Source organism: Pseudomonas sp. R151218B TE3479 (genome assembly GCF_053629195.1).
This window is the reverse complement of the sequence record NZ_JBRJHV010000001.1, coordinates 845194-871008: the sequence shown is the minus strand read 5'-3', so window position 1 is coordinate 871008 and position 25815 is coordinate 845194. Positions and strand designations below refer to the sequence as shown.

Below are 25815 nucleotides of genomic sequence, written 5' to 3'. Positions count from 1 at the left end.
GGCTGCCTAGCCACGCTATAAATATGTATGCCGTTTGGGCGGCGACGGCGCGATAGGGTCCGGATTCTTCAATCAGAACCGGACCATTCAGATGGCTACTTTCTCCAAAGGCGATCCGGCCAACGCCGTCGTCCCCCAGGGCGAACCGCTCAGTGCCCAGGCAAGGGTGCAACTCAGGCAACTGGAGTTGCTGGACAACAACCAGATTCAACTCACTCAGTTGTTTGCAGGCCTTCCCACGTTCGACGGGGTGCTAGGGAACCTGCTGGTCAGCCTGCTCAAGACGAAGATTCCCGCCGACAGATTCCGCCCATCGCTGCTCGCGGACATCGATCCGGATAACTGCTACGTGAACCGCTTTACCACGGACCAGGCCGGTGATCGCGCCCTGACGTCCTCGGAGCGTTTCACCGATGTCCTGCGCAACGGTTTGCTCAGCGACACGGCGCCTGACTTCGCGAACGGTGGCGTCGGCTTCTTCACCCGTCCGGACTCGCTGGAGGAGGCCGACAGCGTATTTGCCCAGCAACCGGACGCGCAGACGCTACGGGCCTTGGCGTCGGTGTTCCACATTTCCCGACCCACGGCGAACGAACGGCTGAAACGTCAGTTTCGTGACGAACTGGCGCGCTTTCGCCTTGGCAAGAACCGGGGCGACGCCAGCGAGGCGACCGCACCGTCCACGGCTGAAGCGGTCCTCGCCCAATTGCTTGCCCAACGATTCCTGCACCTGTTCAATTTGTATAAAGCGGATCGGGATCCTGCCGCTGCACTCACCCAAGCTGCGCGCATCCAGCAGGCCGATGACGATCGCCTGCTCGACCTCATCACCATCCATCCCTCCCAGGCTGACAGAAGCCGGCTGCTACGGGCGCCCATTCCCCACGTCTATGCCGTCTTGCTCGACCAGGGCACGGCTTTGCCGCAGAAATGGCCCGCGGCAATGGTGATCAAGTTCACCGATCGGCCCTCGTTGTTCCTGTATTCCCTGGAACGCGGGCTGCAGCGATTTCATTCTTTCCAGGATCTCGTCGACAACGTCCGTCCGCTCCACGAGGGCCAGGAACGCTCGATCCGGGATATGTCCTCTGAACTGGCCGGGCCTGTGTTCGAGGTGGCGGCAGCGGACTTGCTGCAGATGCAAAGTGCCGCCCTGGAGGCGGTGTTGACTGCGCCGGACAACGCAACGGTGCCGGTGGATGTCTTTGCCCAGCGAACGGAAGCTGCCCTTGGCTTGCCCATGTTGTCACTGACCGGGCCACTGGCGGCCCGCCAGGAAACCTTGGTGGACAATCGTCGCCCGGGTTTCTATAGAGCCGCGACACGGGCCGAACAGACCCGCTACCGCCAGCTCGAAGACCGGGTATTACAGGCTGTCTACGCGTTGGGCAGCGGTGTCCCGACGCTGGTGCAGTTCACTCGCCAGAAGATCCGGCAATACCTTCAGCAAACCATCCACCCGCGCATAGAGCCGGATCCGGACCGGACCATGGTCAAGCTGTTCTTCGGCGACCGGGCCAACCCGAGGCAATGCCGGACCAGCAGCGTGACGCAATTGATGCTCGATAATCTGCGTGCACCGCAGTACCCGAACGCAATGAGAGAAGTGCCGGCCGTTGACCTGGTCGATTGGCATGGTCAACGTGTCAGGCACCCGACAAGCGGTTTCCTGATCACGGTGACCGGGAGCGAACTGGCCCGGATGGCGTCGAGCATCGATGCCGGTGGCCGCTATGAAATCCTGCTTCGCGAACAAATGAACGCGCCGCAATACAAGGCGGCCTGGCAGGCGGCGTACCTGGCCAACCTGGAGTTCAAAGGCTACGCGGCCGGGCTGCGGGGCGACGACGTGTTCAAGGCGACCGTGATCAATCCCGACGTCAGCCCACCCAAGGCGCAGAAGCTCGTCGCGGGCTGGCTGGAGGCCGTGCTGCAATCGCCCACCGCCGCCAAGCGCGCAGCGGTCGGCGGGCGTAGTGTGCGCGTCTACGGACTGCTCTTGGGCGGCACCGTCGGTTTGCAGCACGGTACGATGGGCAACGCGATCAGTATCGATGGTGTGCTGATTCTTTCAGACCAGCCGGGGCCGCAGATTACGGGAACCGTAGGCGTCTATTTCCCGGACAGCCCTCATGGCGATGACTTCCAGGAGTTTTCGGACCTGAGCGACGGCGTCACAGGGTTGCTGCAGCAAGAAGAATGGCGCACGTATTTCCGTTCGCGCATGTCCACCCTCGACTCGGAGGAGATCAAGCGTGCGTTGGGGCAGCATCGCGGTCGCCCCATGGTCCGAGGGTTCCTGATCAGTGGCAATTTCCTCGAGGACTTTCATCGGGCCCATGTCAATTTCCACAGTGCCCATGCCGATCACCGTTCCAACAGCAACCGGGATATCAGCCACCAGACCGCCTTGAGGCTGGCGATGATGGTGGTGGAGTTGGTCATGGACCTGGCTGGCCTGTTGCTCATCCCCGGTTTCCAGATGCTGGCGCGTGCGGTCAAAACGGGCTTGCTGGTGCTCAAGACCGGTGCCGTGCCCACGCATCTGGACACGCTGATGTTCGTGCACACGGTGGCGAACACCCGTCGGTTGCCAGGCCTCGGTGGTGTGCCATTCAAGGTGCGAGGCCAGGGGACTTTCCTGCCGGCAGCGGCTCGGCAGAACTCGACTGAAGCGCTGCTCGGCTTGCCCCTGGAGGACGCGCTGTATCGTCGTTATGCCGTGACGGATACCGCGTTGCTCCGTGGGGTGCCAGCGGATGCCGGGGGCTTCTATCGCCCCAGCATCACCGATGGTGCCATGGGCCGCGTCACACGCCAGGTGTATGTACGGCAACCCGATGGGACGGTGTTCCGAGTGCATGACCATACGCCGCTCAAGGCCACCGAAGCCACCATCGTCAACCCGGCCACAGGGTTGAGCATCCGCTCCAGCGGGGTGATGAGGAGCACCGTGGCCCGTGGGCCCGATGGCGAGTGGCGCGCCGTGGGATCTGGCCTGGGCGGAGGAGGCAAGCGGCCGTCGCAAGGCTCTCCCCAACCGGGCCCCTCAGACCCCAAACGGTCGGCGCCATCGCTTCGCGTCGTTTCCGACCTGATCCGTACGCCAGGGGTATGGGACGTCCAGATCATGGAACTGGTGCCCTCATTCATCACCCGCATTGCCAGTTGGCCGCGAAATCGCAGCCTGCTGATCATCGACCGACGCCATGGGCACCGGGATTGGACCGTGCGTTTCACCCCAGGGCAGTACGAAAGCAGCTACCCATCGGGCGCGCATCCGCTCAGGTCAAGCACGGACGTGGTGCTGATACGCACGGGGCAAAACCATTACACATTGAGGCTGGCTGACAATACGGACGTCACGTTCGCGGCCGACGGCGATTGCTTCTTCAACGCCGTCGCGCGGGGATTGAACGAGGGGCAGGCGCAGCCGAGGTTTTCGATGCAGGGGCTGCGCAATGAAGCCGCCGCCTACATCGATCAGCACCCGGAGCTCAACAATTACCTGGTGAGGCAGCCCACCGGCCTGCAGCAAGCGCTCGCCGATAACGCACGTTCCCTGGAGAACCTGTTGGGCGAAGGGGCGGTATTCGACCTGAGCCAGATTGTCTACGGGGTGCGCAACCCGCATAACCTGTTTCAACCGTTGTTGAGGCTCTTGCACCTGCATGCAGACGACATGGCGCGCAGGGTATTGAACCAGGCATCGGACGCTGCGTTACCGCCGGAAATACTGCGCTACATCGGCAGCTTCGTGTCTCCCCGGGCTCCGGGGCGACCGGTGCTGAGCAGCATTCCCTACTACACCCAGAACGATCAATCCCTGCGGAGCTTTTTCGAGGACACGCTGCTGGCGCCTGTCGTGCCTACGGAAGTGGCCGAACTGCTCAGCAATGAATTCCTCATGTTCTCCCAGGACGTGCTCCATATCATGCTCGAGTACGGGGTCAAGGCCCGGGACCTGACCGATCACCACCCCAAGAACAGCATGGCGTACGTCCGCTACGACCAGGCCGTGCATGGTCATCTCAGCGAAGAGCAGCTCGAAAACACGCTCAACGGTGCCTATCTGGTGGACAGCGGAGACTTGAAGAAGGTCGGGACAAGGTTTAAGGAGGAAACCGGCCGCAGCCTGTTCGACGATGAAGATCTGTTGGCGCAATTCATCCAATACGACCGGGCCGAGGATCTGGTCGACCTGCTCACCGTTGCCCTCGAACGATTCCCTATCTTGTCGAGGCGGGCGAACATCCTGCTCAGGTCGCCCTTGATCGCTTCCAACCTGGGCGGGCTGTTCCCTATGAACCTGCTTTCGCAATGGATACGCACCCCTGGCTTATCCGATGCGCGGCTTGACCTCATTGCCCGATATCTCACGGGCCGTTATGACGAACTGGAGCTTTACGGCAGCATCGATATCCGTTGGATGCAGCCGTTCGATGATTGGAATCTGCAAAACCTGTTCACGCATCGGCAGGCCTTGCTGGAGTTCTCCGGCTTTATCCTGGAGGCCCGATACGTCCGGGACAGCGACTTGTCTGCTGTCGCCAGGTTGTTCAATGCACCGGGGCAGCCGTTTTCCAATAGCCGGATCGCTGTCCTGTTCGACAGGCCGGACCTGTGGTCGTCCATTCTCGCCATGCGCGGGATCACGCGCGCAAGCGCCAGGACCATTTGGCAGGATCTGATGGGGCCGCACTTCAGCAACGACAACATCCGGTTCGTGCTGGGCCGACCCGGGTCGCTCGACAGCGAGTTAACGTTCGCGAGCGCCTTGATCGACAGCCTGACCCAGGACGAGGCCCGGGCGCATCGGCTGATTTTGGATGCCTACAACATGAGCGACAGGCAAGCCCAGTACTTCCTCTACAATTTCGATTTTTCGGGAGGGCTTGCGGGGCACGGCCGATTGGATTTCGCCAGTTATGTGAACGCCCATGGGGCCATACCGCAATGGGCTTGGCCGTTTGCCCGAAGAGGGGTGACGCCCGAGGTGCTCAAGCCCTTCCTGGCCACGAGGAAACCGCCTGAGGCCTGATAGGCCGTCTTGAACGATCGCCACCGTGAACGTATGCGCGGTGGCGATCATTCATCAGGCTGAGCGACACTCCGCCAGGCTACGCACCTGGCTGCCCTCGCTTTGATTCTCGTCGCTCAACCAACGCTCGAACCCGGCGCCAATAGCGGGCCATTCCGAATCCAGCATCGAATACCACGCGGTGTCGCGGTTCTGGCCCTTGACCACCATGTGCTGGCGGAACACGCCTTCGAACGTGAATCCCAGCCGTTCGGCGGCATATTTGGAGCGAGCGTTGCCGTTGTTGCACTTCCACTCCAGCCGGCGGTAACCCAGGGCGAAAGACTCCTTGGCCAACAGGTAGACCGCCTCGGTGCTTTTCGGCGAGCGCTGCATCGGTGCGCCGAAGGTCACGTGGCCGATCTCGATGCGGCCCTGGGCCGGGACGATGGACATGAGGCTGAGAATGCCCTGCACCTCGCCGCTGGCGCGGTCGATCACGCTGAAGAAATACGGGTCGGTGTTGGCGGCGTGGTTGTTCAGCCAGGCATCGAACGCGTCGCGCTCCTTGAACGGGCCATAGGGCAAGTAATCCCAGAGTTTCGGGTCGGCCCCGGGGCCTTCGAGGGCTTGCCACAGGCCGTCGCCGTGCCGCGCCGGATCGAGTTTTTCCAGGCGGATGAAACGCCCTTCGAGCAATTGCGCGGAGGGCGCCGGGACACCTTTCCAATCAGCGAGTGAAGACGACATGGGGCGCTCCTTAAAGGGCTTTGCGAAATTGAATGAAGCCTGGGCGCTCGGCGATGCGCTCGTACAGCTGGATCGCCGTGGCGTTGGTTTCGTGGGTCAACCAGTGCACCTTGCAGCAGCCATCGGCCTTGGCGGTGGCGTAGACGAACTCGATGAGCTGGCGACCCACACCGGTGCCACGGCTCTGTTGCGTCACCAGCAAATCTTGCAGGTAGCAGGAGTTCTCGATGCTCCAGTTCGAACGGTGATAGATAAAGTGCACCAGGCCCACCGCCGTGTCGCCCTTCCAGGCCAGGGCAGCATGGGTCGGTTCATGCTCATCAAGCAAGCGCTGCCAGGTGCTTTGGCTGACCGCCTCCGGCAGTTCGGTGTTGTAGAAGCGCAGGTAGGCTTGCCACAACGGCAGCCAGGCGGCGTGATCGTCGGCGCTGACGCGGCGGATGTCGAGTTGGCTCATGTTCACTCCTTGGACGATGGTTCAGGCATCAGGTGGGCGAGGGCCCGGTCCTGCGGGTCGGGGCTGGCGGCGAGGCCGCTGCGGACCCCGGCGGCATCCGCGGGGCTGCGGTTCTGGCTGAGCTTGCGCTTGCCTTCCAGGCGCTGGATGGGCAGGGCGAAGCCGACGATGGCCTTGAGCATGCTGTCGATGTACTCGGCCGGTGCATCATCGATCTTCCACGGCTGCTCGCGAGCGGTTTCGTGGCGGTCGGTGAGGGCGCCGACCAGGTTGCGCAGGCGCTGCGCGTCGCTGAACACCTCAGCGTTGCCGTAGGCGTGTACGGCCACATAGTTCCAGGTTGGCACGACTTTGCCGTGTTCGGCCTTGCTCGGGTAGAAACCCGGGCTGACGTAGGCCTCGGCACCGGCGAATATCACCAGGGCCTCGGCGCCGGCTTCCAAGTCGCGCCATTGTGGATTGGCCCGGGCCATGTGCCCGTAAAGGGTGCCGTTCGGCCCCTGTTGCGTGTCCAGCAACAGCGGCAGATGGCTGGCCTGCACACCGTGTTCACTGTGGGTGACCAGCACGGCCAAGCGGCAATCGCCCATCATCTGGTGCAACTGGGACAGGTCTTCGACGGCAAAGGCTTTGGGGTTGTACATGATGATTTTCCTTGGCGAATGCGAGCATCCTAGGCAGGCTATTGGTCTGTTGTAAGAGCCACTTCCGGCCAATTCGATAGGTCCATTCGCGAGGGCTGTCATGCACAACGTCGTGCCGCCACTGTCGTTCAACCCTGCCGGCATCGAGCTGGACCGCCGCCAGGGGCTCAGCCGCCAGCTTTACCAGGCGTTGCGGGCCCGGGTGCTGGACGGACGCCTGGCCAGCGGCACGCGCCTGCCGGCCAGCCGTGACCTGGCGGCGGCCTTGTCGATTTCCCGCAACAGCGTGGTGCGGGCCTACGACCAACTCTACGCCGAGGGCTTCATCGAAGGGCGGGTAGGGGACGGCACTTATGTGGCGAAACTGTCCTCGACGACCCTGCCGCTGAAAAACATATCCACAAAAGTATCCACAGGGTTTTCAACAGGCTTACCCACAGCCTTATCCACAGATTGGCTCGATTTGCCTGTGGTTCCATCCAGTAAAGTTATCCACAGCGATGCCTTGAATCGGGTCGAAAACCACCATTTACCCCAGCCGCCCAGTGGCCCGCCGCGAGCATTCAGGGTCGGTGTGCCGGCGTTCGATCTGTTCCCTTTCGACGTCTGGGCCAAGCTGAACGCGGCTTTCTGGCGCAAGCCGGATCTGCAACAGTTGTGTTATGGCGATTCCCAGGGGGATGCGCGCTTGCGCGGGCTGATCGCCGCTTACCTGCGCAGCTCCCGAGGGCTGCACTGCACGGCTGAACAAATTGTGATCACCAGTGGTGCACAACAGGGCATCAGCCTTTGTGCACAGCTGCTGGTGGACCCGGGCGACGTCGTGGCGGTGGAAAATCCCGGGTATCGCGCGGCCGGGCATGCGTTCGCCGTCGCCGGTGCCGACGTCAAGGGCGTGCCGGTCGATGATGAGGGCCTGGATTGCACGGCGCTCGGTGGGTTGAGCCACTGCCGGCTGGCCTACGTCACCCCGTCCCACCAGTACCCGACCGGGGTGGTCATGAGCCTGCCACGGCGCCTGGAACTGCTGGCGTGGGCCGAACGCAACGACGGCTGGATCGTCGAGGACGACTACGATGGCGAGTACCGCTACAGCGGCGCGCCCCTGGCGCCCTTGGCGGCATTGGATCGCCAGGGGAGGGTGCTCTACGTCGGCACGTTCGGCAAAGTGGCGTTCCCGGCCTTGCGCCTAGGCTACCTGGTGCTGCCGCCGGGCCTGGTCAACGCCTTCGCCCGGCGTCGCGCCGTGGACGTACGCCATTCCGAAGTCAGCACCCAGGCCGTAATGGCCGAGTTCATGGCCGCCGGACATTTCCAACGCCACATCCGGCGCATGCGGCGGGCCGCGCTGGTCCGACGGGACGCGCTGCTGGCGGGTTGGCCCAAAGACATTCCAGGGGTTGGCACCTTGCCGACCGTCGTGGCCGGGTTGCATGTCACGGTGCCGGTGGACAGCCTCGCCCGGGAGCGCGAACTGATTGCCCAGGCGACGGCGGCGGGGGTCGAAGTCAATGGCTTGAGCAGCTACTGGTTGCCCAGCACCACCACGCCTATCCACGGCGGGTTGGTGCTGGGATTCGCCGCGGTCCCGCCCACGGCGATCGCGACCGCGCTGGCGAGCCTGGCCCAAGCCTGGAGGCCCTGACGCCCCGGGTGCATGACCGTAATACGGTTCACTTAAGGCAATCGACAAACCCGTGGCGAGGGAGCTTGCTCCCGCTGGGCCGCGAAGCGGCCCCAAAACCTGCCAAATGCGCAGCATCAGACACACCGCACCCACAGGTTTACGACTGCTTCGCAGCCGAGCGGGAGCAAGCTCCCTCGCCACAAGTCCATCGTTGTCTTAAATGAATTGCATTAGGTTCATGAGCGGGCTTTTTGAAAGAACACTTCCTTGGCCTGGTCCACGGCAATTTCGCTGCGGTAATGGTCGACCAGTTGTCGCTGGGTGAGGGACTGGGTGTCTTCGACATCGAGGGCTGCTTGACCGGCTTGTTCGATGGTTTTCAAGCGTGCAGAAAGAAATGCGTAGGCGGGGACCCAGTTTGTCGAGTAACGGAAATCCGCGAACCAGAGGGTTTTATTGGTCTTCACGTCCTTGATCTCGTACCGGTCGAGATAGCCGTAGGGCGGGGTCTTGATGCGTTGACGGCTCTTTTGTTTGGTGATGGAAATCTGGTTCCGGCTCTTGAGCCACAGGATGCTGCTCATGGTCGGCGGGCGTTGCTTGATGAGATTCAAGACCGTCTCGAAGCCCAGGCTGTAAAGGGCGCTCGACTCCCTTTCGAGCTGCCCGCGCAAGGTTTCGGCCGCGCGCCGTTGCTCTGTCGGCAGTTCGAGCGTTTCGTTGGAGGCCACGCCTTGGGCCTGGTCGAGCGCTTTTTTGATTGCCGCGCTGATTTTCTCCATCCTGCCGGCGTGGGCGTTGAGGATCATCCCGAGCCCGGTGGGCGTTTGGTTGGGGGTCTTTGCGGTTTCTGCGATCTGCGCCTTGAACGCCGCCAGGCCGTTGATCAGGTCAGTGCCCTTGGCGACGCTGATGTTCAAGGCCGGCACAGCGGCCGGTGCAGCATCGGGCTTCATGTGAGGAATCCATTCGCCGGTTTCCTTGCGGTGGAACGTGACGATGATCTCCCCAGAAAATGGTTTCTTCACATCGACCCAGTCCGTTTCCTCCATGAACTTGGACAAGCGAGGCTCGCCACTGACCAGGCCCCAAAAACGCGCCCGGATGAATTTCTTCCTGGGCCTGGGTCGTTGCTCATAAGGCGACCCCGAACTGCGCCGATCCTTTCGTTCATCCAGGGCCGCCCCCAGATGACGCAGCGTCCATTGCTCCAGCGTGGCGATCCCTGAGCGCAGTCGCGCCAGTTGTAACGGCTGCACGCTGCCCTTGTATTCGTTACCCAGGTATTGGAGATGTTCACCGATGGCCACGAACTGTTCGGCCAGGCTGCCGAATGCATCGATTCGCTCGTCCAGCCGGATCACGCTTCGCTCATCGATCGCGTCACGCAGGCTCTGGAACGCCACCGTGGCGTTATCGACGACCTGGTTGAGCGCCTCCCAGCCTTCGGGCATCGACTCGACGCTTTCCAGCGACAGGCAGAGATGGCGATACATATCCAGCTTGATCATACGAAGGTCGGCGCCCGTATAGAGCGGCATCTTCTTACGGTGCCGGCGGATAAATTCGAAGCCTTCGTAGCCCACGGTCTTCAGCTCGGTGAAGCGCGTTTCCATATAGTCCAGGCGTTCGATCATGTGGTCGCCGATGCTGATCATGCTCTCGGCTGCATCGATGTGCTGTTGCTCCAGCACCTCGACCCCGGAGGTGATCATGCCCTTGGCCTTGGTCAAGGCCGGGATGAATCGTTCCTGGAGCGCCTCCATTTCGGCGAAGGTGAAATCGATCTGCGCGTTCAGGTAACCCAGCCGGGTGCGAGCGTAGTCGGGCCTTGACTGGAAGAGCGGCCATTCCATCAATGTCCGCAACGCCTTCTCGTAGTTTTCCCGCTGTGTTTTCAGCAGGTCGACATATTCGTCGCGCTTTGTTTCCTTGGCCGGCCCCGCAGCCTCGTTCATTTCCTTGGCTTGCATGGTCAGCAGTTTCTGGTTCTGCGGCTTCTTTTCTTCGAAGCGGTTCAAGGAGGCAAGCAGATCGGTCCGGCGCCGTTGCGCGTCGGCGATGACTTTTTGCCGGACGCCTTTGGAGCCGCTGCCACGCAATCGAAGGCGCGTATCGATATGCCATGTGCCGTGCGTATCATTGATCAGGGAGGGGCCCTCGCGGGTGGGATCTTTCCCGTCGAGGATAGAGACCGATTCGCCTTCGACTTTTACTTTGAACCAGCTCCCCGCCATTTTTGCGTACCAGTCCCCGCTTCGTTCGTAGAGCCCTTTCAGCGCGCCTTCGGCCTGGAGTTGTCCGGACTCTGCGGGCTCGTCGATGCTCAAGGCGTCCAGGAGCCGGGTGCTTTCCCTCGAGCGTCCCATCAAGGCGCCACTGGAACGGATGGCCTCGTAGTGTTCGGTCGGCAGCGCCGTGCTCGACAATGGTTCGAGCTGTTCTATCACCAGCTCGTGCTTGGGTTTTGGCAGGCTCTCCAGTTCGCGCACCTCCTTCGATGCCTGTGCCCGATTTGGACGCCTGGCGGCCCTGGCGCGGTCGATGGCGTGGGTAATGATCGCCAGTGCGATGTTCAACAACAGGTCGGCGAACGCCTCCCACTTGGCCGGGCGATTGGCTTCGTCGCTGCGCTGCGACAGCTTGTCGATGTCGTCCATGATCTGCCAGAGCCAGGCTGCAGTGCCGACGGTGGTCCCCAAGTAAGGCAGGGCCAGGTTGAAAATCAGCCAGCCTGCTCGCTTAAAGGTCTCCCAACGATTTTCACGGTTGGACACCGCTTGCCGATCGGCCAGCTCCACCAGGGCATCGGCGTTGGCCTTGAACAACGGCGGCAGGAAATCCGCCCCGAGGCTTTTGTCGGTCAACCTGACGGGGCCGCTATTGGCCAATGAGGTCAACGGGGCGACCGCGAACGCCACGATGCTCCAAGGAGAGGGCAGCACGTCGGGAAAAACGAACCGGCCGTAATCCTCGCGCACCCCATCGGGTAACCACGCCAGCACCGATTGACGCAAAGAAGGGGTTTGCCGGATCGCGTACAACAGGTTGCTGAACGCCGGGTACTGGCTCAACTGCGGCTCCATCATGGGGCGATACAGCAGGCAGGGCCCGGCGTTCGAATCCTCGGGGCCGATGATGAACATGTTGGCCACGACATCCTCCGCGTCGCCCAGTTGCAGCTCGGGCACGAAGGCCAGCTTGCGCAGGACGATGGTTTTTCCGTCCACCTTGCGATTGGCTTCTTCGAGCTGCATCAGTGCGGCGACGTAGCGGTAGCCCCGATCGTCCAGGTGACCCACGCCACGGATCTTGCATTCCAGCGCGAGCATCGGCAGCTGGATGCGTAACTGGGCGGTGTAGAGCTTTTCGCGGCGGCTCGACTCCGCCGGATCGTCGAGCAGCTTGTGCTTGATCAGCTCGGGGTAAACGCGGCCGATGTCGACCTGGGTGATGAGGTTCTCGACGTACTCGACGGTCATCCAATCGGGCAACTCGGTGTCGTCCACGAACTTGACGACCTTGTCGCCAAGGGGGAGGGCGATGAGGTTTTGCAAGGCGAGCTCGACGAGGCTGAACCGGGTGGTCTCGATCTTGCCGGGCACCACGAAGCTGCCCCAGACCACGGGGCTGCGCACCTCGATCTCGATGGCGTCCAGGTCGAGCTTCGAGGCGTCGGCGTGTTCCGAGACCATCTGCTTTTTCAGCAGGCCGAGCGCATATTCCTTGAGGGGAGGAATCTCATCCAGGTAGGTTTTGCCGGCATGGACCTGATTCAAGATCGACAGGTTCTTCATGTGTTGGGCGAACAGGATCTGGTCGGACGGCGAGGCCCCCAGCAACCAATCGGGCATTTGCTTCTGGAACCAGGCCACGAGGGCGTCGTCGTCCGCTTCTTCGCCGTTGGCCGGGGACGAAGTGTTTTCGTAGGTCGCCCATGTTTGCGGAAAGGTCCCGAGGATCGTGACTTGCTCGGCGATTATCCCGCAGGCCTTGTAATCGAAAATATTGCCGTCGGGCTCGTACAGCCGCCATTGGAGTTTCCGGTAGCTGGCCGGAGCGAAGTGGGACGGCAAGGATTTCCCCAGGGCCTGCCGTGAATCGAACTTCTCATAACCGTTGCTGAGCGAGTAGGCCAGGATGACTTCCTTTTTATCGACGGTGCCGGTCAGCACCACGAGCGAGTTGTCACCCAGGCGTCTGACCTCAGGGCCATCGACGTTATCGATGTCGATCAGGTACGCGTGGCTGTCATAAGGGTCGTTGTCCTTACGGTCCTTGCGGTCGGGGTAATGGAACAATTGCCGGGCCATGGCGCATTCAGTGGCCGTCCAGCCCTTGATGCGCCCGACGTCCCAGGCCTTGCGCAGGGTGCTGGAGAGTTCATGCCAGAGTGGGCCGGACTCGCCCTGCGGCGCATTCCAATACGCCAGTTGCTGCTCCTGACAGGCCGTCAGCATGGCCGGTACCAGTTCGTTGAGCAGGCGCCCGATCTGGTCGATGCGCACCGGCAAATGCACTGGCGGCTCGGTGAGCGGCAATTGGGTCAGGAAGTGCAAGCCTTCGATCAACAGCATCGGGTCGCTTTTTTCGTTCACCAGCCCGGCCAGCATCTCGCTAAGGGTTTCGTAGCGGGTCGGGCGCCGCACGATTTCGTCATCGACAATGTCCCAGGCCGGCTCGCCCACCACGGTATTGTGCGGGTCGAGGTTGAGCGTGGGGTAGAGCCTCTTGAGGCCATCGCGCAGGAGCACGGCCGCGACCTCTGGATAAGTGGGCCCTGCGAGCAACTGGTTGTAAACCGCTTCCTTGGGGTCGGCTTTGGGCCCGGTGATCGACGTAGATGTCATCTGAGTCTCCCTGTCTTGTGATCCATGGCGTTCCCGGAGCGAAACGCTCGGGGTTTTCCATGCTAGGGCGGCTCAAAACGGGGAAGGTGGTAACTATGTATGGGACGGGGATAACGCCTGTGGGAGCGAGCTTGCTCGCGAAGACGCCGGTACATTCAACACCACCGGCACCTGATGCACCGCTTTCGCGAGCAAGCTCGCTCCCACAGGTTTTCTGTTTAGCTTGGTGATCTCATTGGCCGGACTTGATCCGCGTCCAGGCCCGTGTCCGCGCCCGTTCGGCATCCCGTGGCAACGGTTGCAAGGTATAGAGCGTGGTCATGGCCGCTTCGGTCGGGTACAGGTTGGGGTTGTTGCGGATCGCCGGGTCGACCATCTCGGTCGCGTCCTTGTTCGGGTTCGGATAGCCGACAAAATCACTGACCGGCGCGATCACCTGCGGTTGCAGCAAATAGTTGATGAAGGCGTAGGCGTCCCCTGGGTTGGCGGCGCCTTTGGGAATGGCGAGCATGTCGAACCAGATCGGCGCGCCTTCCTTGGGCAGGCGCATGTCCACCTTCACGCCGTTCTTGGCCTCCTTGGCGCGGTTGGCCGCCTGGGAAAAGCTGCCGGAGTAACCCACCGCCACGCAAATGTCGCCGTTGGCGATGTCGGCCATGTACTTGGACGAGTGGAAATAGGTGATGTGCGGGCGAATCTTCATCATCAGCGCTTCGGCCTTGGCGTAGTCCGCCGGCTTCTTGCTGTTGGGGTCCAGGCCCAGGTGCTGCAAGGCCAGGGGCAGGATCTCCGACGGCGAATCCAGCAGCGCCACGCCGCACTGCTTGAGCTTGCTGATGTTCTCTTCCTTGAAGATCAGGTCCCAACTGTCCACCGGCGCGTTGTCGCCCAGGGCGGCCTTGACCTTGTCCGGGTTGAAGCCGATCAGGATGGTGCCGTACATGTAGGGCACGGCGAACTTGTTGCCCGGGTCGTTGGCTTCGATCAGCTTCATCAGCTTGGGATCGAGGTGGTTCCAGTTCGGCAGCTTGCTGCGGTCCAGGGGTTGGAATACCCCGGCTTCGATCTGCTTGGCCAGGAACACGTTGGACGGCACCACCACGTCATAGCCGGAATTACCCGTCAGCAGCTTGGCCTCCAGGGCCTCGTTGGTGTCGAAGATGTCGTAGACCAGCTTGACCTGGCTGTTCTGCGCCTTGAAATCCTCCAAGGCCTTGGGCGTGATGTAGTCGAACCAGTTGTAGACGCGCAAGGTGCGCTCCTCGGCCTGGGCAGCGCCGCAAAGCAGCGCGGCGCACACGGCTGGAGCCATAAAACGCTTGAGTCTGTTCATGCTGTGATTCCTCATGGGGCGCTTTGGAAACCTTCAAGAACGTTCACGGCATTGATGCCGATTTCTGCCACCGCGTAGCCGCCTTCCATCACGAACAGCGTCGGCTTGCCGAGCGCCGCGATGCGCTTGCCCATCGCCAGGTAATCCGGGCTGTCGAGCTTGAATTGCGAGATGGGGTCGTCCTTGAACGTGTCGACACCCAGGGACACGACGATGACATCGGCGTCGTAACCCCGGATTTGCCCACAGGCCTGCTCCAGCGCCGCGCTCCAGGTGTCCCAGCCGGAGCCGGCAGGCAAAGGGTAGTTGAAATTGAAGCCCTCGCCGTCGCCCTCGCCCTGCTCGTCGGCATACCCCAGGAAGAACGGAAACTCCGCCTCGGGGTGACCGTGAATCGAGGCGAACAACACGTCGCTGCGCTCATAGAAAATCGACTGGGTGCCGTTGCCGTGGTGGTAATCCACATCCAGGATCGCGACCTTCTGATGGCCCTGGTCGAGAAAGGCCTGGGCGGCGATGGCGGCGTTGTTGAGGTAGCAATAACCGCCCATCAAATCGCCGGCGGCGTGGTGCCCCGGTGGGCGGCACAACGCAAAGGCACTGCGCGCGCCGCGCTGGATGTCTGCCTGAGCGGTGAGGGCCACTTGCGCGGCGCTGTAGGCCGCCTGCCAAGTGCCGGCGGTAATCGGCGCACCGCCGTCGAAACTGTAATAACCCAACTGGCCGTGCAGGCTCGTAGGGATGACCGAGCGCAGGGTTCGCGCCGGCCAGGTGAAGGGCAACAAATCACCCTCGCGGTTGTACTTGGCCCAGCGGTCCCAGGCGCCTTTGAAAAACTCCAGGTACGCGGCACTGTGGATGCGTTGGATCGGCCCCAGGCCAAAATCCTGCGGCGCCTCCACCGGCCCCAGCCCCCGCGCCTTGACCCGCTCCAACACATGATCGGCCCGGGACGGCATCTCGAAGCAAGGCATCAATTGCCCATCCATCAACTCGCAACGCCCGTGGTGCAGGTGGTGATCGTCTGAGTAGATCGTCAGCATTTTTTTGTTCTCCGCTAGGCTGGTCGGTTTGAACACAGTCTTGCGGCGCGGGGCGTTTCAGAGAACGGCAGGAGAGGCCAAAAGGGGATCGAAATGGCCAATAAGTTTGACCGTAAATCGCCCCTTGTTGGCGCGGGTGTGCGCGGGGTTGGGGCAGAAGGGGCGGCAGTTTCGATGGCGAGGTGGTGATTTTGCATGAGGGGCTTGCTCCCGTTCGGCGGCGTGGCCGTCGTAGGGAGGCACAAAGTTTCGAGCGTAGTCGTCACATCAGTTGATGCCGCGTGTCTGGAATTGGTCGAGGTGGTCGTTAGTGGGCAGCCAGAGGAAGTCGTGCAATTGGTCAATCAATTGAGTTTACGACCAGCGGCGGGCGCTCCCCTTAACACCCATTAAGAAAGCACTTCTTCGACGAAAGCTACCGCGTTCGGTGCAGTTCGTTCGACCTTGGGCGCATATGGCAAAATGATGTCTCTCTGCTAGCATTCATGGGCTGCACCGCTATTTTGGGCACGAAAAATATGAATTGAGCAGGCAATCTCAGACTCGGTAACTGGGAGCGGTAGAAATATTAAAGGACGCGGCTAGGGAAATTTGGGAAAGAGATATTTGGCAAAAGCATCAGTTTTAATTGAATGTTTCATCTGCCGAATCGACTTGCTTAATAATTAAAGGAAGAAAAATGCGAATTGTCAGCATACGGATAAAAAATTTTAGGACTATATCGACTGATCAGACATTAAATATAAAAAATGGTCTTACCCTCATAGGTCCGAATAACTCAGGTAAAACAAATGCGTTATTAGCGCTTTATTATTTTTTTACCGGTCATGATAATAAATATAACTATGATCCAGAACGCGACTTGCCATTTAATTCGAAAAATATTCAAACTAGTTTGACTTGTTTCTTTGAAGCCGACCCCGGTGCCGATAAAGAGATTTTAGATAAGCTTAGAAAATTGAGGCAAATGCTTAAAGTTCCAAAAACCGAAGCGTCTGAAAACACATTTTCCATAAATGTTTATTTCAATAAGTCGCTCCCGGTCTATCAGGTTTACCCGGGGGCGAAAAAAGCCGAAGGCAAGTCTCCGCAATATTCGACGCTGCAAAAAACCATAGTCACTTCCGTGCTGGAATGTTTCCAGTGTTATTACATTCCGTCGAACAAGTCAATTGCGCAACTGTATGATGAATTTGTTTCGCCTTTTGTTAAAAAGCAGGTTGCTGAGGCTCTCAAGCCTTACGATTTAGAAATAAGGAAAAGCATATCGTCTCTTACCGATAGTATGGACAAAGAGCTAGCTGAGTCAGGTTTGAGTAAAGTTAATTCATACTTAGAGTATCCTCGAAATGCGCTGGAGCATTTGATTTCAGGTTTTGAGTTGATGGTGCATGATACGAGTAAAAGCTCAATTTTCACGAAAGGTATGGGGTTGCAATCGGCGGTACTTCTGTCGTCGTTTAAATGGATTACCCAACAAAATCCCGAGAAGTCTGTAATTTGGTTAATCGAAGAGCCGGAGACGTATATGCATCCTTCCCTCGCTTATCAAAGTTCTAAAATATTAGAGCAGCTTTCCAGCATCTCCACTGTGATAAAAACGACGCACTCCTTAAGTTTTATGCCGCAATCAGTTGCAGATGTTCAAGGTGTTACAACCGGGCCGAGAGGTGCTGGAACACGTCTTCACGTATATGACACTATGCAGCAGGCAACTGAAGATATTCGTGTGTCGTTAGGAGTTAAGTTTTCAGACTATTTTGGGTTAACTGATCTCAATGTATTTGTTGAGGGGGAGACTGATATTAATTGTTTGACTACGATGGCGGATTATTATCAGGGCGCATATGCTACGCCGATGTTGTTGGCGTCAGATACTGTCCAGTTTCGAGAGTTTGGAGGAGTTACAGAACTGAAAGGTTTTTTGCGTGCGAATTATGAACTAATGCGGCAAGAAGTCGCAGCAGTTTCGCTATTCGACGGTGATGATGCAGGAAGAAGAGGCGTTCAAGAGTTATCTGGTTATTTTGGAAAGAAGGGGTGTTTTAACGGTAATCTAGACTACGTAATTATTCCCAATAAAGTCGCGATTGAGGGGTTGTTCCCAGATCATTGGGTTGTAGAGCTACACCAGAAACATCCTGGATGGTTTGAAGTATTTATGCCTGATGCTGCGGGTGGCGTAAGTGAGTTCAAAGTTGGTGGGGCTCATAAAAACCAATTTATGTTAACGATGCTTGCAATGGCTGAGGCTTCGCCAAACTACGATTTTTTAGAAAAGTTTGAGCCAGTGTTAGAAGCATTAGAAAATGCCTTAGTGGCTGGGATGAAAAGATTGTGGCCTGAGGGAGCTTTGTACCAGCAATGGAAGAAGGATTAGATAAGCTCCTTGCATTAGAAAAAAACTAGGTTTCCGAAACCACATTTGTGATCGGTTTGAGTTGTTGTCTGGAATTTCTTATCGGATTTTTTTGGTACATATAATGGCTATTGATGATTTCAAAAACGACACGCGTAATCAACATTTTGTTTCGCAAGCGGAGCAACGGCTTAATTCCTGCTCGGTTGATCCGTACTCAAAGAAAGCGGAAATACACCGCTTCGATGTGGTCGATAAAAAAAGGCAGCAGATTCGCTCCAATGGAAAGAGTTTAATTAGAAAAAATCTAGCATTTCAGGATCTTTTTACGTTTGCTCGCGTAGGGGATTCCGAGAGAATTAATTTTGAGAGGCTATTCAATAAGTATGAGGGCGGTTATCCGGCGCAGGTAGCTGGCCTACTCGATTGGATCACTGTTGCTAGAACACGCGTTGATGTTACTAGCGAATCGATTGATCTAAAAAAAATTAAAGGGTGTGATTTCGCAATTTTTTTAAAGCATGTTAAATATATATATACTTATAAATTAATGAACTGGTTAAGAAATCCATACAAAATTAAGGAGGTCTTGAGAAATTTTGACTCTTATGTGGATCATTGTATCGATAAGCCAGGGGCCTTTGCGCTCTATGTAGCTCTAACAGAGAAGAATAATGCAGAAGAAAAATATATCTGCGACTCCTACGGGGTCTCACCAAAGGAATATAAGGAATGGATTCGACTGCTGCTGTTGTTTTTGTACGCTGAAGGTGATGAATCGACAAGCCTTGATGGGTTTGTTGATGAGTTTTTTTTGGCTAAAGAGTTTAGCACGAGCATCCTGGCCTTCGTGTTTGATGAAAAGTGTGCGCTACTATCTGACACCGGAGTCATTAAAGAACCGCTTAAAACTGGGCCAGCTATATATATGAATATAACTAAAAATTGCATAATTTTACTGCAGCATGCATTCGTGGATGGAAAGTACTTAGATGAGCTTATGGCAAAGCTATCATTACCAGAGAGCGAGCGAGAGCGTCTAATGGAAATTCTTTCAACAAACGTGTACGGCAAGCTGTCTATTAACGACGAGGCGATGCTTGCTGGATACAACAAACTTTGCGTTAGAGAGGCTGCGTTACAAGTGTTTTGTGCGTCTCCTGATGTGTATGGCGTAGAGGTGGTTTAAGGGGAACAGCCTTCTAGTATTTCCGATCACTAGCTCTAACTGTTCCCAGTTACGGCGGGTAGCCTAAAGTTGATCCTGACGAACGTTGATAATCGTCCACTGCTGTTATTAGGTGAGATATCTCACCCTTGAACTGTTCAGGCTGAGCTTTTACAAAATAGGGTTATCGCCAATTCTGTGTGTGCTAGCTAGCGAAGACGATAGAACGTTTATTATCCGCTCCGAGGACGTACATGGTTTGTGGCGAGAGAGCTTGCTCCCCCGCCACGGGGTTGGTGGTGCTGCGGTTAGCGCGGGTCGACGTTATCCAGCACTCGGTTTGCCAGCAACGAACTCAGTTCAATCAGTTGCTGGATGCCGAGGGCGATGTGGCGGCGGGGGCCTTCCAGATCGAAGGCCAGGTTGCTGATCATCGCGTCGGCGGATGCCAGGTTTTCGCTAAGGTTGGCGAGCAGGCATTCGTTGTCGGCGTTTTTTGCCACGGTGAAGAGCTGGCCCGGTTTGGATGCATCTTCGGACTTTTCCAGTTTCGGTAGCAGGTAAAAATCCAAGGCGCGCCTTTCTGCTTCGTCTTGTTTCTTCGTTTTGGATTTGGTGGACGCAGAGCTGCGATCTGCTTCGGGGGGATTCGGTGTTGGCTTGAACATGTGCTGATACTCCATGGTTAAGCCGCAACCTCTTCCCTACTAAAAGAAGGGTGGCGGCTGTACGCAGGTTAGTAGACCGGGGAGATCAGCATTGCCGGCGCGCCGAAGCGCCCTGCGCACAGCCACCATCAAGGACAGGTAGAAACCTGTTTGGATGGAGAGCTCGTGCATCTTACTGACACTACCTCGGGCTACTAAACCCGACCACTGATGGGCAGTGGCAGGGAAACGATAGAGGCCAGAGACAAAGCGCACAAGCGGGCGGATTCTGGCGTAGTTGTAGGCAATGGCGCAAGGATTCGTAGCTTGGTGGAAGCGCTGCGGAGGGAGAGTAAACAGGCCTTCGTAATGCCCAGGATTTGGGGCGAGGAAGCGTGCTCTCGCTCAATGGCGCAGCGGTTTTTCTGTAGGAATACGCCTGCCTTTTTGGGGCGGCTTCGCCGCCCAGCGGGAGCAATCTCTGGCCACGGGATCTGTGTTTCGGATCAGGGCCTGTGGTGTTGGCTTGATCGATATTTCGCCCTTTGAACAGCGGTCAAAGTTTGTCCAGGCTAGAAACCGTGGTGGTGTAGAAGGCCACGCCCGACTTGTCGATGACTTTTATTCTGCCGCCTTCTTCCTTGAGGTCTTTGAGGTATGGACCGAACGCTATTTCGTCGGGCGCGGTTCGCAGAATCTCTTTGTCGAGTACCGGTGTGTCTTTCCTCAAGACCTTAAGGTTCATGAGGAAGCAGTCGATGGTTAACTGGCATTCCAGGGCGCAGATATAGTCCGACCCTTTTATTTTTTTCTGCTTGAAGGTCCACTCGTTTTTATAGTGGTTGCCGCGGAACTCATCCATCGCGTTTTTCAGCAGATCGTCGGGCAAGGTGATGTGCGGGCGGCATCTCTCCAGGCCTTCCAGCAACAGTTTTATAAAGAACTCATTGAGCTCGTTTACCGATGTGCATTTTTTATAATGCTCGGTATCCAAGCTGACATTGACGATGAGCGCGCCGCTGGAGTTCACATAGGGCTCATTGACGGCTTGGCGTGTTCCGACAAAGCAGATTTTCTTGAAGTTCGGCGTTTCGAATTTTTCTGCGCTCAGGCGGCGTTCAAGAAAATTGCAAATCGAGCGGCTTTGGTCGCGAAACGGATGAATGATTTCGTCGCTGAATTCGCCCAAGTCGGGGTACAGGTAGATTTCTTTTAAGATCATGGTCTTGAATGCCTCGCTGGGTCTAGTTCCTGCCTGCGTCGATTCGCGTTTCTTCGCTCCCAGTGCTCGATTTTCCAACGAGCACCTGGGCCGGCCGGCACCTTCTTGATGACTCTGGATTCGTAACGTCCCGTGTTACCCGGTTCTTTGTTCCATTTCCTCACCTGGGTCTCGGCGCGAACGGATTTTCCGTTTGTTTTAATCTTGCCGCCACTCACGCCGGTTTTGGCGACTTTACCCGTGCGCGTGTCCACGATCTCGTAACCATGTTGCGGTTTGCGACTGGTTTTGGAGTTGCCGTGGCATGACCAGCCCCAAGGGTCTATCCAGCCGAGCGGGTTGGGGGCGTATTGATAGAGGTTGATTCCGCCCAGCAGTTCGATGGGATCGGGTGTCGTGAATCGCCCAATATCCGGGTCGTAAAAACGAAACGTGTTGTAGTGCAGGCCTGTCTCTCGGTCCAGGTACTGGCCTTGGAAGCGCAGGTTCTGTTCTTCGATGTAGTGAGGCTCACGTATTTCCTCAACGGTGTTGCCCCACACGCGGTAGCGTGCTTGCCAGACGATGTCACCCTTGGCGTCCGAGAGCTGTTCCGGTAACCCGTTCTGATCATTGTGGTAGTAGTGGATGTTTTGTTGAGCGCCGAGGCCATCCACGCGGGCGATTGGCTCGTGGCTGTCGGTGTCGTAGAGGTAAACGCTGCACTGGTTGTTTTTTTGTTCCTGAAGCAGCCGTAAACCGTCCCAGATGAAGTGCGTTTCACCCAGTGGATAACCACGACTGTCATGTTCGGCCTTGGCTGTCCGTCGACCCAGTGGGTCGTAGGTCATCCTCACGACGGTATCTTGAGAACCGTTGTGGTTATGCACCTCGATCAGACGGTGTTCGGCATCGTAGACAAAGCGTTGTATTAGATGCCCACCACTGCGCTTTTCGATCATCCGGCCAAAGGCATCGTAACGATAACGCTTGTCCTGATAGGTCAGTAATTTGTTATGCACCACCAGCCCGGCGCCGGGTTGTGGGCCATCCAGCAAGTTGGCGGCAGCGTCGTAGGCGAAGGTTTCGCTCGGGCCTTGAACGTTGTCCTGGCTGGCGAGAATGCGCCCCGTCGCATCGTAGTGCAGCAGCCGTTGACGGTCACCGCTGGGCGTCTGGTCGAGGCGACTGATCAGATTGTCATTGGGGTCGTAGTTGAATTGTTTCTGTGCCACAGGCGGCAATAACGTCGACTGGTCCGCATGGCGTTGCATGCGCGAACGCACGCGTCCGTCCCGGTCATATTCGCTACGTGTGATGAGTCGCCCTTGAGTACGAAGGACTTCACGGTGCAATCGATCACGCTCGAAATCGCTGATCAACTGTCCGTCAATGTTGAGTTGGTGCAGATGGCCGCTGCCGTAATACAACCGATTGAGTCGACGGCCGTCAGGCAGCTGCGTTTGTATCAGGCTGCCCAGCTCGTCGTAATGATGCCGTAAGCGGCCCACCGAGCTTTGCTCTTCCAGCAGTTGACCGATGGCGTCGTAGGCAAAACTCAGGGTTTGTTGGTTGCCCTGATTGTCGGTAAAGGTGACGGCAATGAGTTGGTCCACGGCATCGTAGGTGTACTCGGTTCGGCCGTCTGCGGTCATTTTTCCAATCAGCCGCCCGGCGGCATCTCGCTCAAGGTGATGAACGATGGGTTCTATTGGGCCGTTGGATACCAGCGCCATCCCCGTGCCAAAAGGGGCCGGGATGTGGGCCTCGCGAATGGCGTTATTCAGCCCGTCGTAGGCATAACGTCGGGCGCTGCCGTCTAGGTCCTGTTGCTCGATCATCCTGTCGCCGGCGTCCCAGGCGAATCGATAGCTTTCTCCGTTTTCGTTGGTTAGTGCCTGGAGACGTCCATAGGCGTCGTAGCTGAATTGAACCGACCTTCCATGGGCATCGATGCGTTGGCGAACTTGTCCGCGACCATCATGCTGATAGACGGTGGTGTGACCGGCCGCATCGATGTAACGAGTCAGTTGACCGCTGGCATCGCGCAGGTACTGCTCGACGCGGCCATCGGGCAATTGGTAACGCAGCAGGCGGCCGCGAGAGTCATGTTCATAGACCGTGCGCTCGCCAAGAGCATCCGTGATGACCTGTAGATAACCGCGGTGGTCATAGCTGAATTTTGTCGAATATCCGGAGCAGTCGATATGTTCAGCCAGCCGCCCCATGGTGTTCCAACGCAAGGTGTTGCGTTTGCCGGTGGGGTCGACAATTTCTATGATCTGACCGTGAGCGTTGTAGCGATAGCGGGTGACGAGGCCCAGAGGGTCTGTTTCGCGAATGCAATTGCCGCGGCGATTGTATTTGTATCGCCAGCTGTTACCGGCGGCGTCGGTTTCTACTAACGGTAACGACCAATGATCGAGCCATAAAACGGACTCGATGCGTCCAAGCGGATCACTGGATTGGCTGAGGTTACCGGCCTCGTCGTAGCTGTATTCATAGCGCCCGCCCTGTGGATCGGTAGCGCTGAGCAACTGGCGCTCATCGTTCCATTCGAACAGCCAGGTCTGGCCGAGGTTGTCGGTGTATTGGGTGATCTGGTGCTGGCTGTTCCACTGCCGGGTGCTGACGCGTTGCAGGCTGTCACTGATGCGGGTGATGCCGGCCTTGAGGTCATAGTCGAACTGGTAGGCGTCGCCTTCGTCGGTCCAGTGGCGGACCACGCGCCATTCCTGGTCGTCGATCAGGGCCCATTCATAGAAGCAGTGCAGGCCGGTGGGCAGCTGATGCTCGACCATCCGTTGCCCGGCGTCGTAGCGAAAGCGCCGTTGCACTTGGCCGCTGGCGTCGCGCACTTCGGCGAGGGTGTTGGCCGCGTCGTAGGCGTAGCTGACTAGCACCTCCCGCGTTTGGTCGGGGTAGAGGCGCTCGATGTGGGTGACGCGTTCGCCTGCGCGGATCAGCTCGAGGTGCACCAGGTCGAAGGTGTCTCGCAGCCGCACCAGGCGTCCGGCGTCGTCGTAGTCGAGGTGGATGCGGTTGTCGTTGCGGTCGCCCAGTTGGCTCAGGCGCAGGTGTGATGGGTTGGCTGGCGAGGGTTCGAACAAACGGTAAAGGCCGTCTTCACTTTCGATCAGCAATTGCCCGTTCACATGGCGGCGCACGGCCAGGCCTTCGCCGGCGCTGAACACCGCGCCGCCCAAGGGGATGGAGCCCATGTCGATGGGCCGGCCCTGTTCGTCGGTGTAGACCAGGGTTTCGCCGCCCTCGGGGTGGGGCTGGATTTCCACCTGCACTTCGTAGGCGACACTCCAGCCGGCGCCGAACAAACTGTCGCGGCGTTCGTCGCGGCTGTTGTAGACGCGCTGCCAGTCAATCGGCAGGATGCCGGGCAAGACGAAATCCAGGTCCTCGTCAGCGCCCAGCACCTTGGCCCCGGTGGCGGCATGCACTGGGTTCGACGAACCCATGGCGGCGTTGGCGGCCGCGTTCGCCGCGCTGCTGGCGGCCATGGACACCGCGCCGCCCACCAGCATGCACGGCAGTTTGCTGAAGAACTTGCCCTTGCCACCCTTGAGCATCAGCAGTGCGGTGACCGCCAGGCCTACGCCCGGCGTCTTGCCGCTGCGGATCTCGCGCACCACCACCGAGCCGCCGCCAATGGTTACGTTGGGCGAGATCAATCCGGCCGACACTACCGTTGCATCGCAGGTGCTGCGGTCGCCGCTGCGCACGGCGGGCTGGCCGTTGATGGTGACCTTCTCCGAACCTTCGGCCATGAACTGCGGTGGCATGGGTGGGTGCTTGGTGCAGATCACCAAGTCTTCCGGTCGGGTCTCCGTGCCGGGGGCGGGCGAGGCGACAGTGGGGCGCCACATCTGCGAGAAGAAATTCCCGGCCATGTCCAGGTAGCTGGTTTCGGCTTCTTCTTCCGGCTCGGGCATTTCCAGTTCGGTGCCGGCCGGCGCGACATGGGAAACAACCGCTCCGGCGGCGCGGGCCGAAGGGATGTTGTTGGTGAAGGTGTCCTTGGAGCCGGTGAGGATGTTGGCCTGCACCGTGGGCGGAAAGAGGGCGTTGCCGATGCCCTCGCATAAATTGCTCAGGCCTTTGTCGGCCCCGGTCTTGCTCATGGCCAGGCCGACGATGGTGCCCACGACCAGGCCCAGGACGAAGCAGCCCAGGCCGCCAGTGACCACGGTGATGCCCGTGGCCGCGACCACGGCGGCGGTCGCCAGGGCAGTGATCGCAATGTTGGCCGCCACCTCCAATACGCCGCCCAGGATGTCGGCCATCATCGAGGTGTGGTTGAGTGCATCGCCCAGGCGGGCGGCCCAGAGCGCGTCAGACATGCACGTTGCTCAGGCGGGTAGGGTGGCTGGGGAGCGTGTGTTCAAGCAGTTGGATGCCTTCCATTGCATCTGTCCTTGTGGGTTAGGGCATGCTCATCAGGGCCATTCTCAGGCGCTTGATCAGTTTCGGGGTCTTGAGGCAATCGGCCGGGCGTTTGTTACCCAGGGCGGGTACGGTCTGTTCCAGCCACCATAAGCCTTCCTTGAGCCCCCTTTTGCCGTAGAGCACCACGGCCATGTCGAGGTTGTCATCCATGGCCTTGGCCAGCGCGCGGGCGTTGTCGTCGAGGTAGTCCTCTTCGTACAACCGCACGAAATGCTGCCAATCGGCATCGCCGACGTATTCGTCTTCCAGTCCCAT

Annotated in this window: 14 protein-coding genes; 4 read left to right on the top strand and 10 right to left on the bottom strand. The window is 58.5% G+C overall.

Going from position 1 to position 25815, the window contains the following annotated elements:
• Positions 1 to 91: 91 nt before the first annotated feature.
• On the top strand, positions 92 to 5041 hold the full coding sequence (locus AB7M32_RS04000; protein WP_454249139.1) for a hypothetical protein: 4950 nt from the start codon (positions 92 to 94) through the stop codon (positions 5039 to 5041).
• Between the two features lie 54 nt (positions 5042 to 5095).
• Here the strand turns inward: AB7M32_RS04000 and AB7M32_RS03995 are convergent, their stop codons facing one another.
• Genes AB7M32_RS03995 through AB7M32_RS03985 form a run of 3 tightly spaced genes read right to left on the bottom strand, consistent with a single transcriptional unit; the run spans position 5096 to position 6871 of the window.
• Positions 5096 to 5770 carry a GNAT family N-acetyltransferase gene (locus AB7M32_RS03995; RefSeq protein WP_454249138.1) on the bottom strand — a complete coding sequence of 225 codons (675 nt, stop codon included), beginning with the start codon at positions 5768 to 5770 and terminating at the stop codon, positions 5096 to 5098.
• A 10-nt stretch (positions 5771 to 5780) separates the two neighbouring features.
• The gene (locus AB7M32_RS03990; protein WP_454249137.1) at positions 5781 to 6227 is read right to left on the bottom strand and encodes an N-acetyltransferase family protein; all 447 of its coding nucleotides are present in this window, start codon (positions 6225 to 6227) and stop codon (positions 5781 to 5783) included.
• A 2-nt stretch (positions 6228 to 6229) separates the two neighbouring features.
• Positions 6230 to 6871 (bottom strand): FMN-binding negative transcriptional regulator, encoded by a 642-nt coding sequence (locus tag AB7M32_RS03985; RefSeq protein WP_454249136.1) that lies wholly within the window; start codon positions 6869 to 6871, stop codon positions 6230 to 6232.
• Between the two features lie 100 nt (positions 6872 to 6971).
• Here AB7M32_RS03985 and pdxR point away from each other — a divergent pair, with 100 nt between their 5' ends.
• Entirely contained in the window at positions 6972 to 8516 is a 1545-nt protein-coding gene (gene pdxR / locus AB7M32_RS03980; RefSeq protein ID WP_454249135.1) for a MocR-like pyridoxine biosynthesis transcription factor PdxR, read from the top strand.
• A 218-nt stretch (positions 8517 to 8734) separates the two neighbouring features.
• On the opposite strand, the gene AB7M32_RS03975 is transcribed toward pdxR, so the two are convergent.
• The 3 genes from AB7M32_RS03975 to AB7M32_RS03965 form a co-directional block, all read right to left on the bottom strand.
• A complete protein-coding gene (locus AB7M32_RS03975) occupies positions 8735 to 13348 on the bottom strand; it encodes a dermonecrotic toxin domain-containing protein (protein WP_454249134.1) in 4614 nt (1537 codons plus the stop codon).
• 232 nt (positions 13349 to 13580) lie between these two features.
• Positions 13581 to 14681 (bottom strand): polyamine ABC transporter substrate-binding protein, encoded by a 1101-nt coding sequence (locus AB7M32_RS03970; RefSeq protein ID WP_454249133.1) that lies wholly within the window; start codon positions 14679 to 14681, stop codon positions 13581 to 13583.
• 11 nt (positions 14682 to 14692) lie between these two features.
• The gene (locus AB7M32_RS03965) at positions 14693 to 15724 is read right to left on the bottom strand and encodes a histone deacetylase family protein (RefSeq protein ID WP_072348086.1); all 1032 of its coding nucleotides are present in this window, start codon (positions 15722 to 15724) and stop codon (positions 14693 to 14695) included.
• A 679-nt stretch (positions 15725 to 16403) separates the two neighbouring features.
• On the opposite strand from AB7M32_RS03965, the gene AB7M32_RS03960 reads away from it, so the two are divergent.
• Both AB7M32_RS03960 and AB7M32_RS03955 read left to right on the top strand, forming a co-directional pair.
• The gene (locus tag AB7M32_RS03960) at positions 16404 to 18104 is read left to right on the top strand and encodes an ATP-dependent nuclease (protein ID WP_454249132.1); all 1701 of its coding nucleotides are present in this window, start codon (positions 16404 to 16406) and stop codon (positions 18102 to 18104) included.
• A 103-nt stretch (positions 18105 to 18207) separates the two neighbouring features.
• Positions 18208 to 19272 (top strand): hypothetical protein, encoded by a 1065-nt coding sequence (locus AB7M32_RS03955; RefSeq protein WP_454249131.1) that lies wholly within the window; start codon positions 18208 to 18210, stop codon positions 19270 to 19272.
• A 287-nt stretch (positions 19273 to 19559) separates the two neighbouring features.
• Here AB7M32_RS03955 and AB7M32_RS03950 read toward each other — a convergent pair whose 3' ends face one another.
• From AB7M32_RS03950 to AB7M32_RS03935, 4 genes are all read right to left on the bottom strand, one after another.
• Complete coding sequence (locus AB7M32_RS03950) at positions 19560 to 19919, bottom strand: DUF6124 family protein (protein ID WP_454249130.1); 360 nt, start codon at positions 19917 to 19919, stop codon at positions 19560 to 19562.
• Positions 19920 to 20454: 535 nt separating this feature from the next.
• Positions 20455 to 21120 (bottom strand): hypothetical protein, encoded by a 666-nt coding sequence (locus AB7M32_RS03945; RefSeq protein ID WP_454249129.1) that lies wholly within the window; start codon positions 21118 to 21120, stop codon positions 20455 to 20457.
• Complete coding sequence (locus tag AB7M32_RS03940; protein ID WP_454249128.1) at positions 21117 to 25454, bottom strand: RHS repeat-associated core domain-containing protein; 4338 nt, start codon at positions 25452 to 25454, stop codon at positions 21117 to 21119. Before AB7M32_RS03940 ends, AB7M32_RS03945 begins: the two co-directional genes overlap by 4 nt.
• 82 nt (positions 25455 to 25536) lie before the next feature.
• A complete protein-coding gene (locus AB7M32_RS03935) occupies positions 25537 to 25815 on the bottom strand; it encodes a hypothetical protein (protein WP_092168349.1) in 279 nt (92 codons plus the stop codon).

Bases quoted from the DNA above. Each gene is read 5' to 3' on its own strand.
- AB7M32_RS03960 (WP_454249132.1), top strand. From the start codon at position 16,404: ATGCGAATTGTCAGCATACGGATAAAAAATTTTAGGACTATATCGACT.
- AB7M32_RS03995 (WP_454249138.1), bottom strand. From the start codon at position 5,770: ATGTCGTCTTCACTCGCTGATTGGAAAGGTGTCCCGGCGCCCTCCGCG.
- AB7M32_RS03945 (WP_454249129.1), bottom strand. From the start codon at position 21,120: ATGATCTTAAAAGAAATCTACCTGTACCCCGACTTGGGCGAATTCAGC.
- AB7M32_RS03935 (WP_092168349.1), bottom strand. From the start codon at position 25,815: ATGGGACTGGAAGACGAATACGTCGGCGATGCCGATTGGCAGCATTTC.
- AB7M32_RS04000 (WP_454249139.1), top strand. From the start codon at position 92: ATGGCTACTTTCTCCAAAGGCGATCCGGCCAACGCCGTCGTCCCCCAG.
- AB7M32_RS03955 (WP_454249131.1), top strand. From the start codon at position 18,208: ATGGCTATTGATGATTTCAAAAACGACACGCGTAATCAACATTTTGTT.
- AB7M32_RS03970 (WP_454249133.1), bottom strand. From the start codon at position 14,681: ATGAACAGACTCAAGCGTTTTATGGCTCCAGCCGTGTGCGCCGCGCTG.
- AB7M32_RS03940 (WP_454249128.1), bottom strand. From the start codon at position 25,454: ATGTCTGACGCGCTCTGGGCCGCCCGCCTGGGCGATGCACTCAACCAC.
- AB7M32_RS03990 (WP_454249137.1), bottom strand. From the start codon at position 6,227: ATGAGCCAACTCGACATCCGCCGCGTCAGCGCCGACGATCACGCCGCC.
- pdxR (WP_454249135.1), top strand. From the start codon at position 6,972: ATGCACAACGTCGTGCCGCCACTGTCGTTCAACCCTGCCGGCATCGAG.
- AB7M32_RS03950 (WP_454249130.1), bottom strand. From the start codon at position 19,919: ATGTTCAAGCCAACACCGAATCCCCCCGAAGCAGATCGCAGCTCTGCG.
- AB7M32_RS03965 (WP_072348086.1), bottom strand. From the start codon at position 15,724: ATGCTGACGATCTACTCAGACGATCACCACCTGCACCACGGGCGTTGC.
- AB7M32_RS03985 (WP_454249136.1), bottom strand. From the start codon at position 6,871: ATGTACAACCCCAAAGCCTTTGCCGTCGAAGACCTGTCCCAGTTGCAC.
- AB7M32_RS03975 (WP_454249134.1), bottom strand. From the start codon at position 13,348: ATGACATCTACGTCGATCACCGGGCCCAAAGCCGACCCCAAGGAAGCG.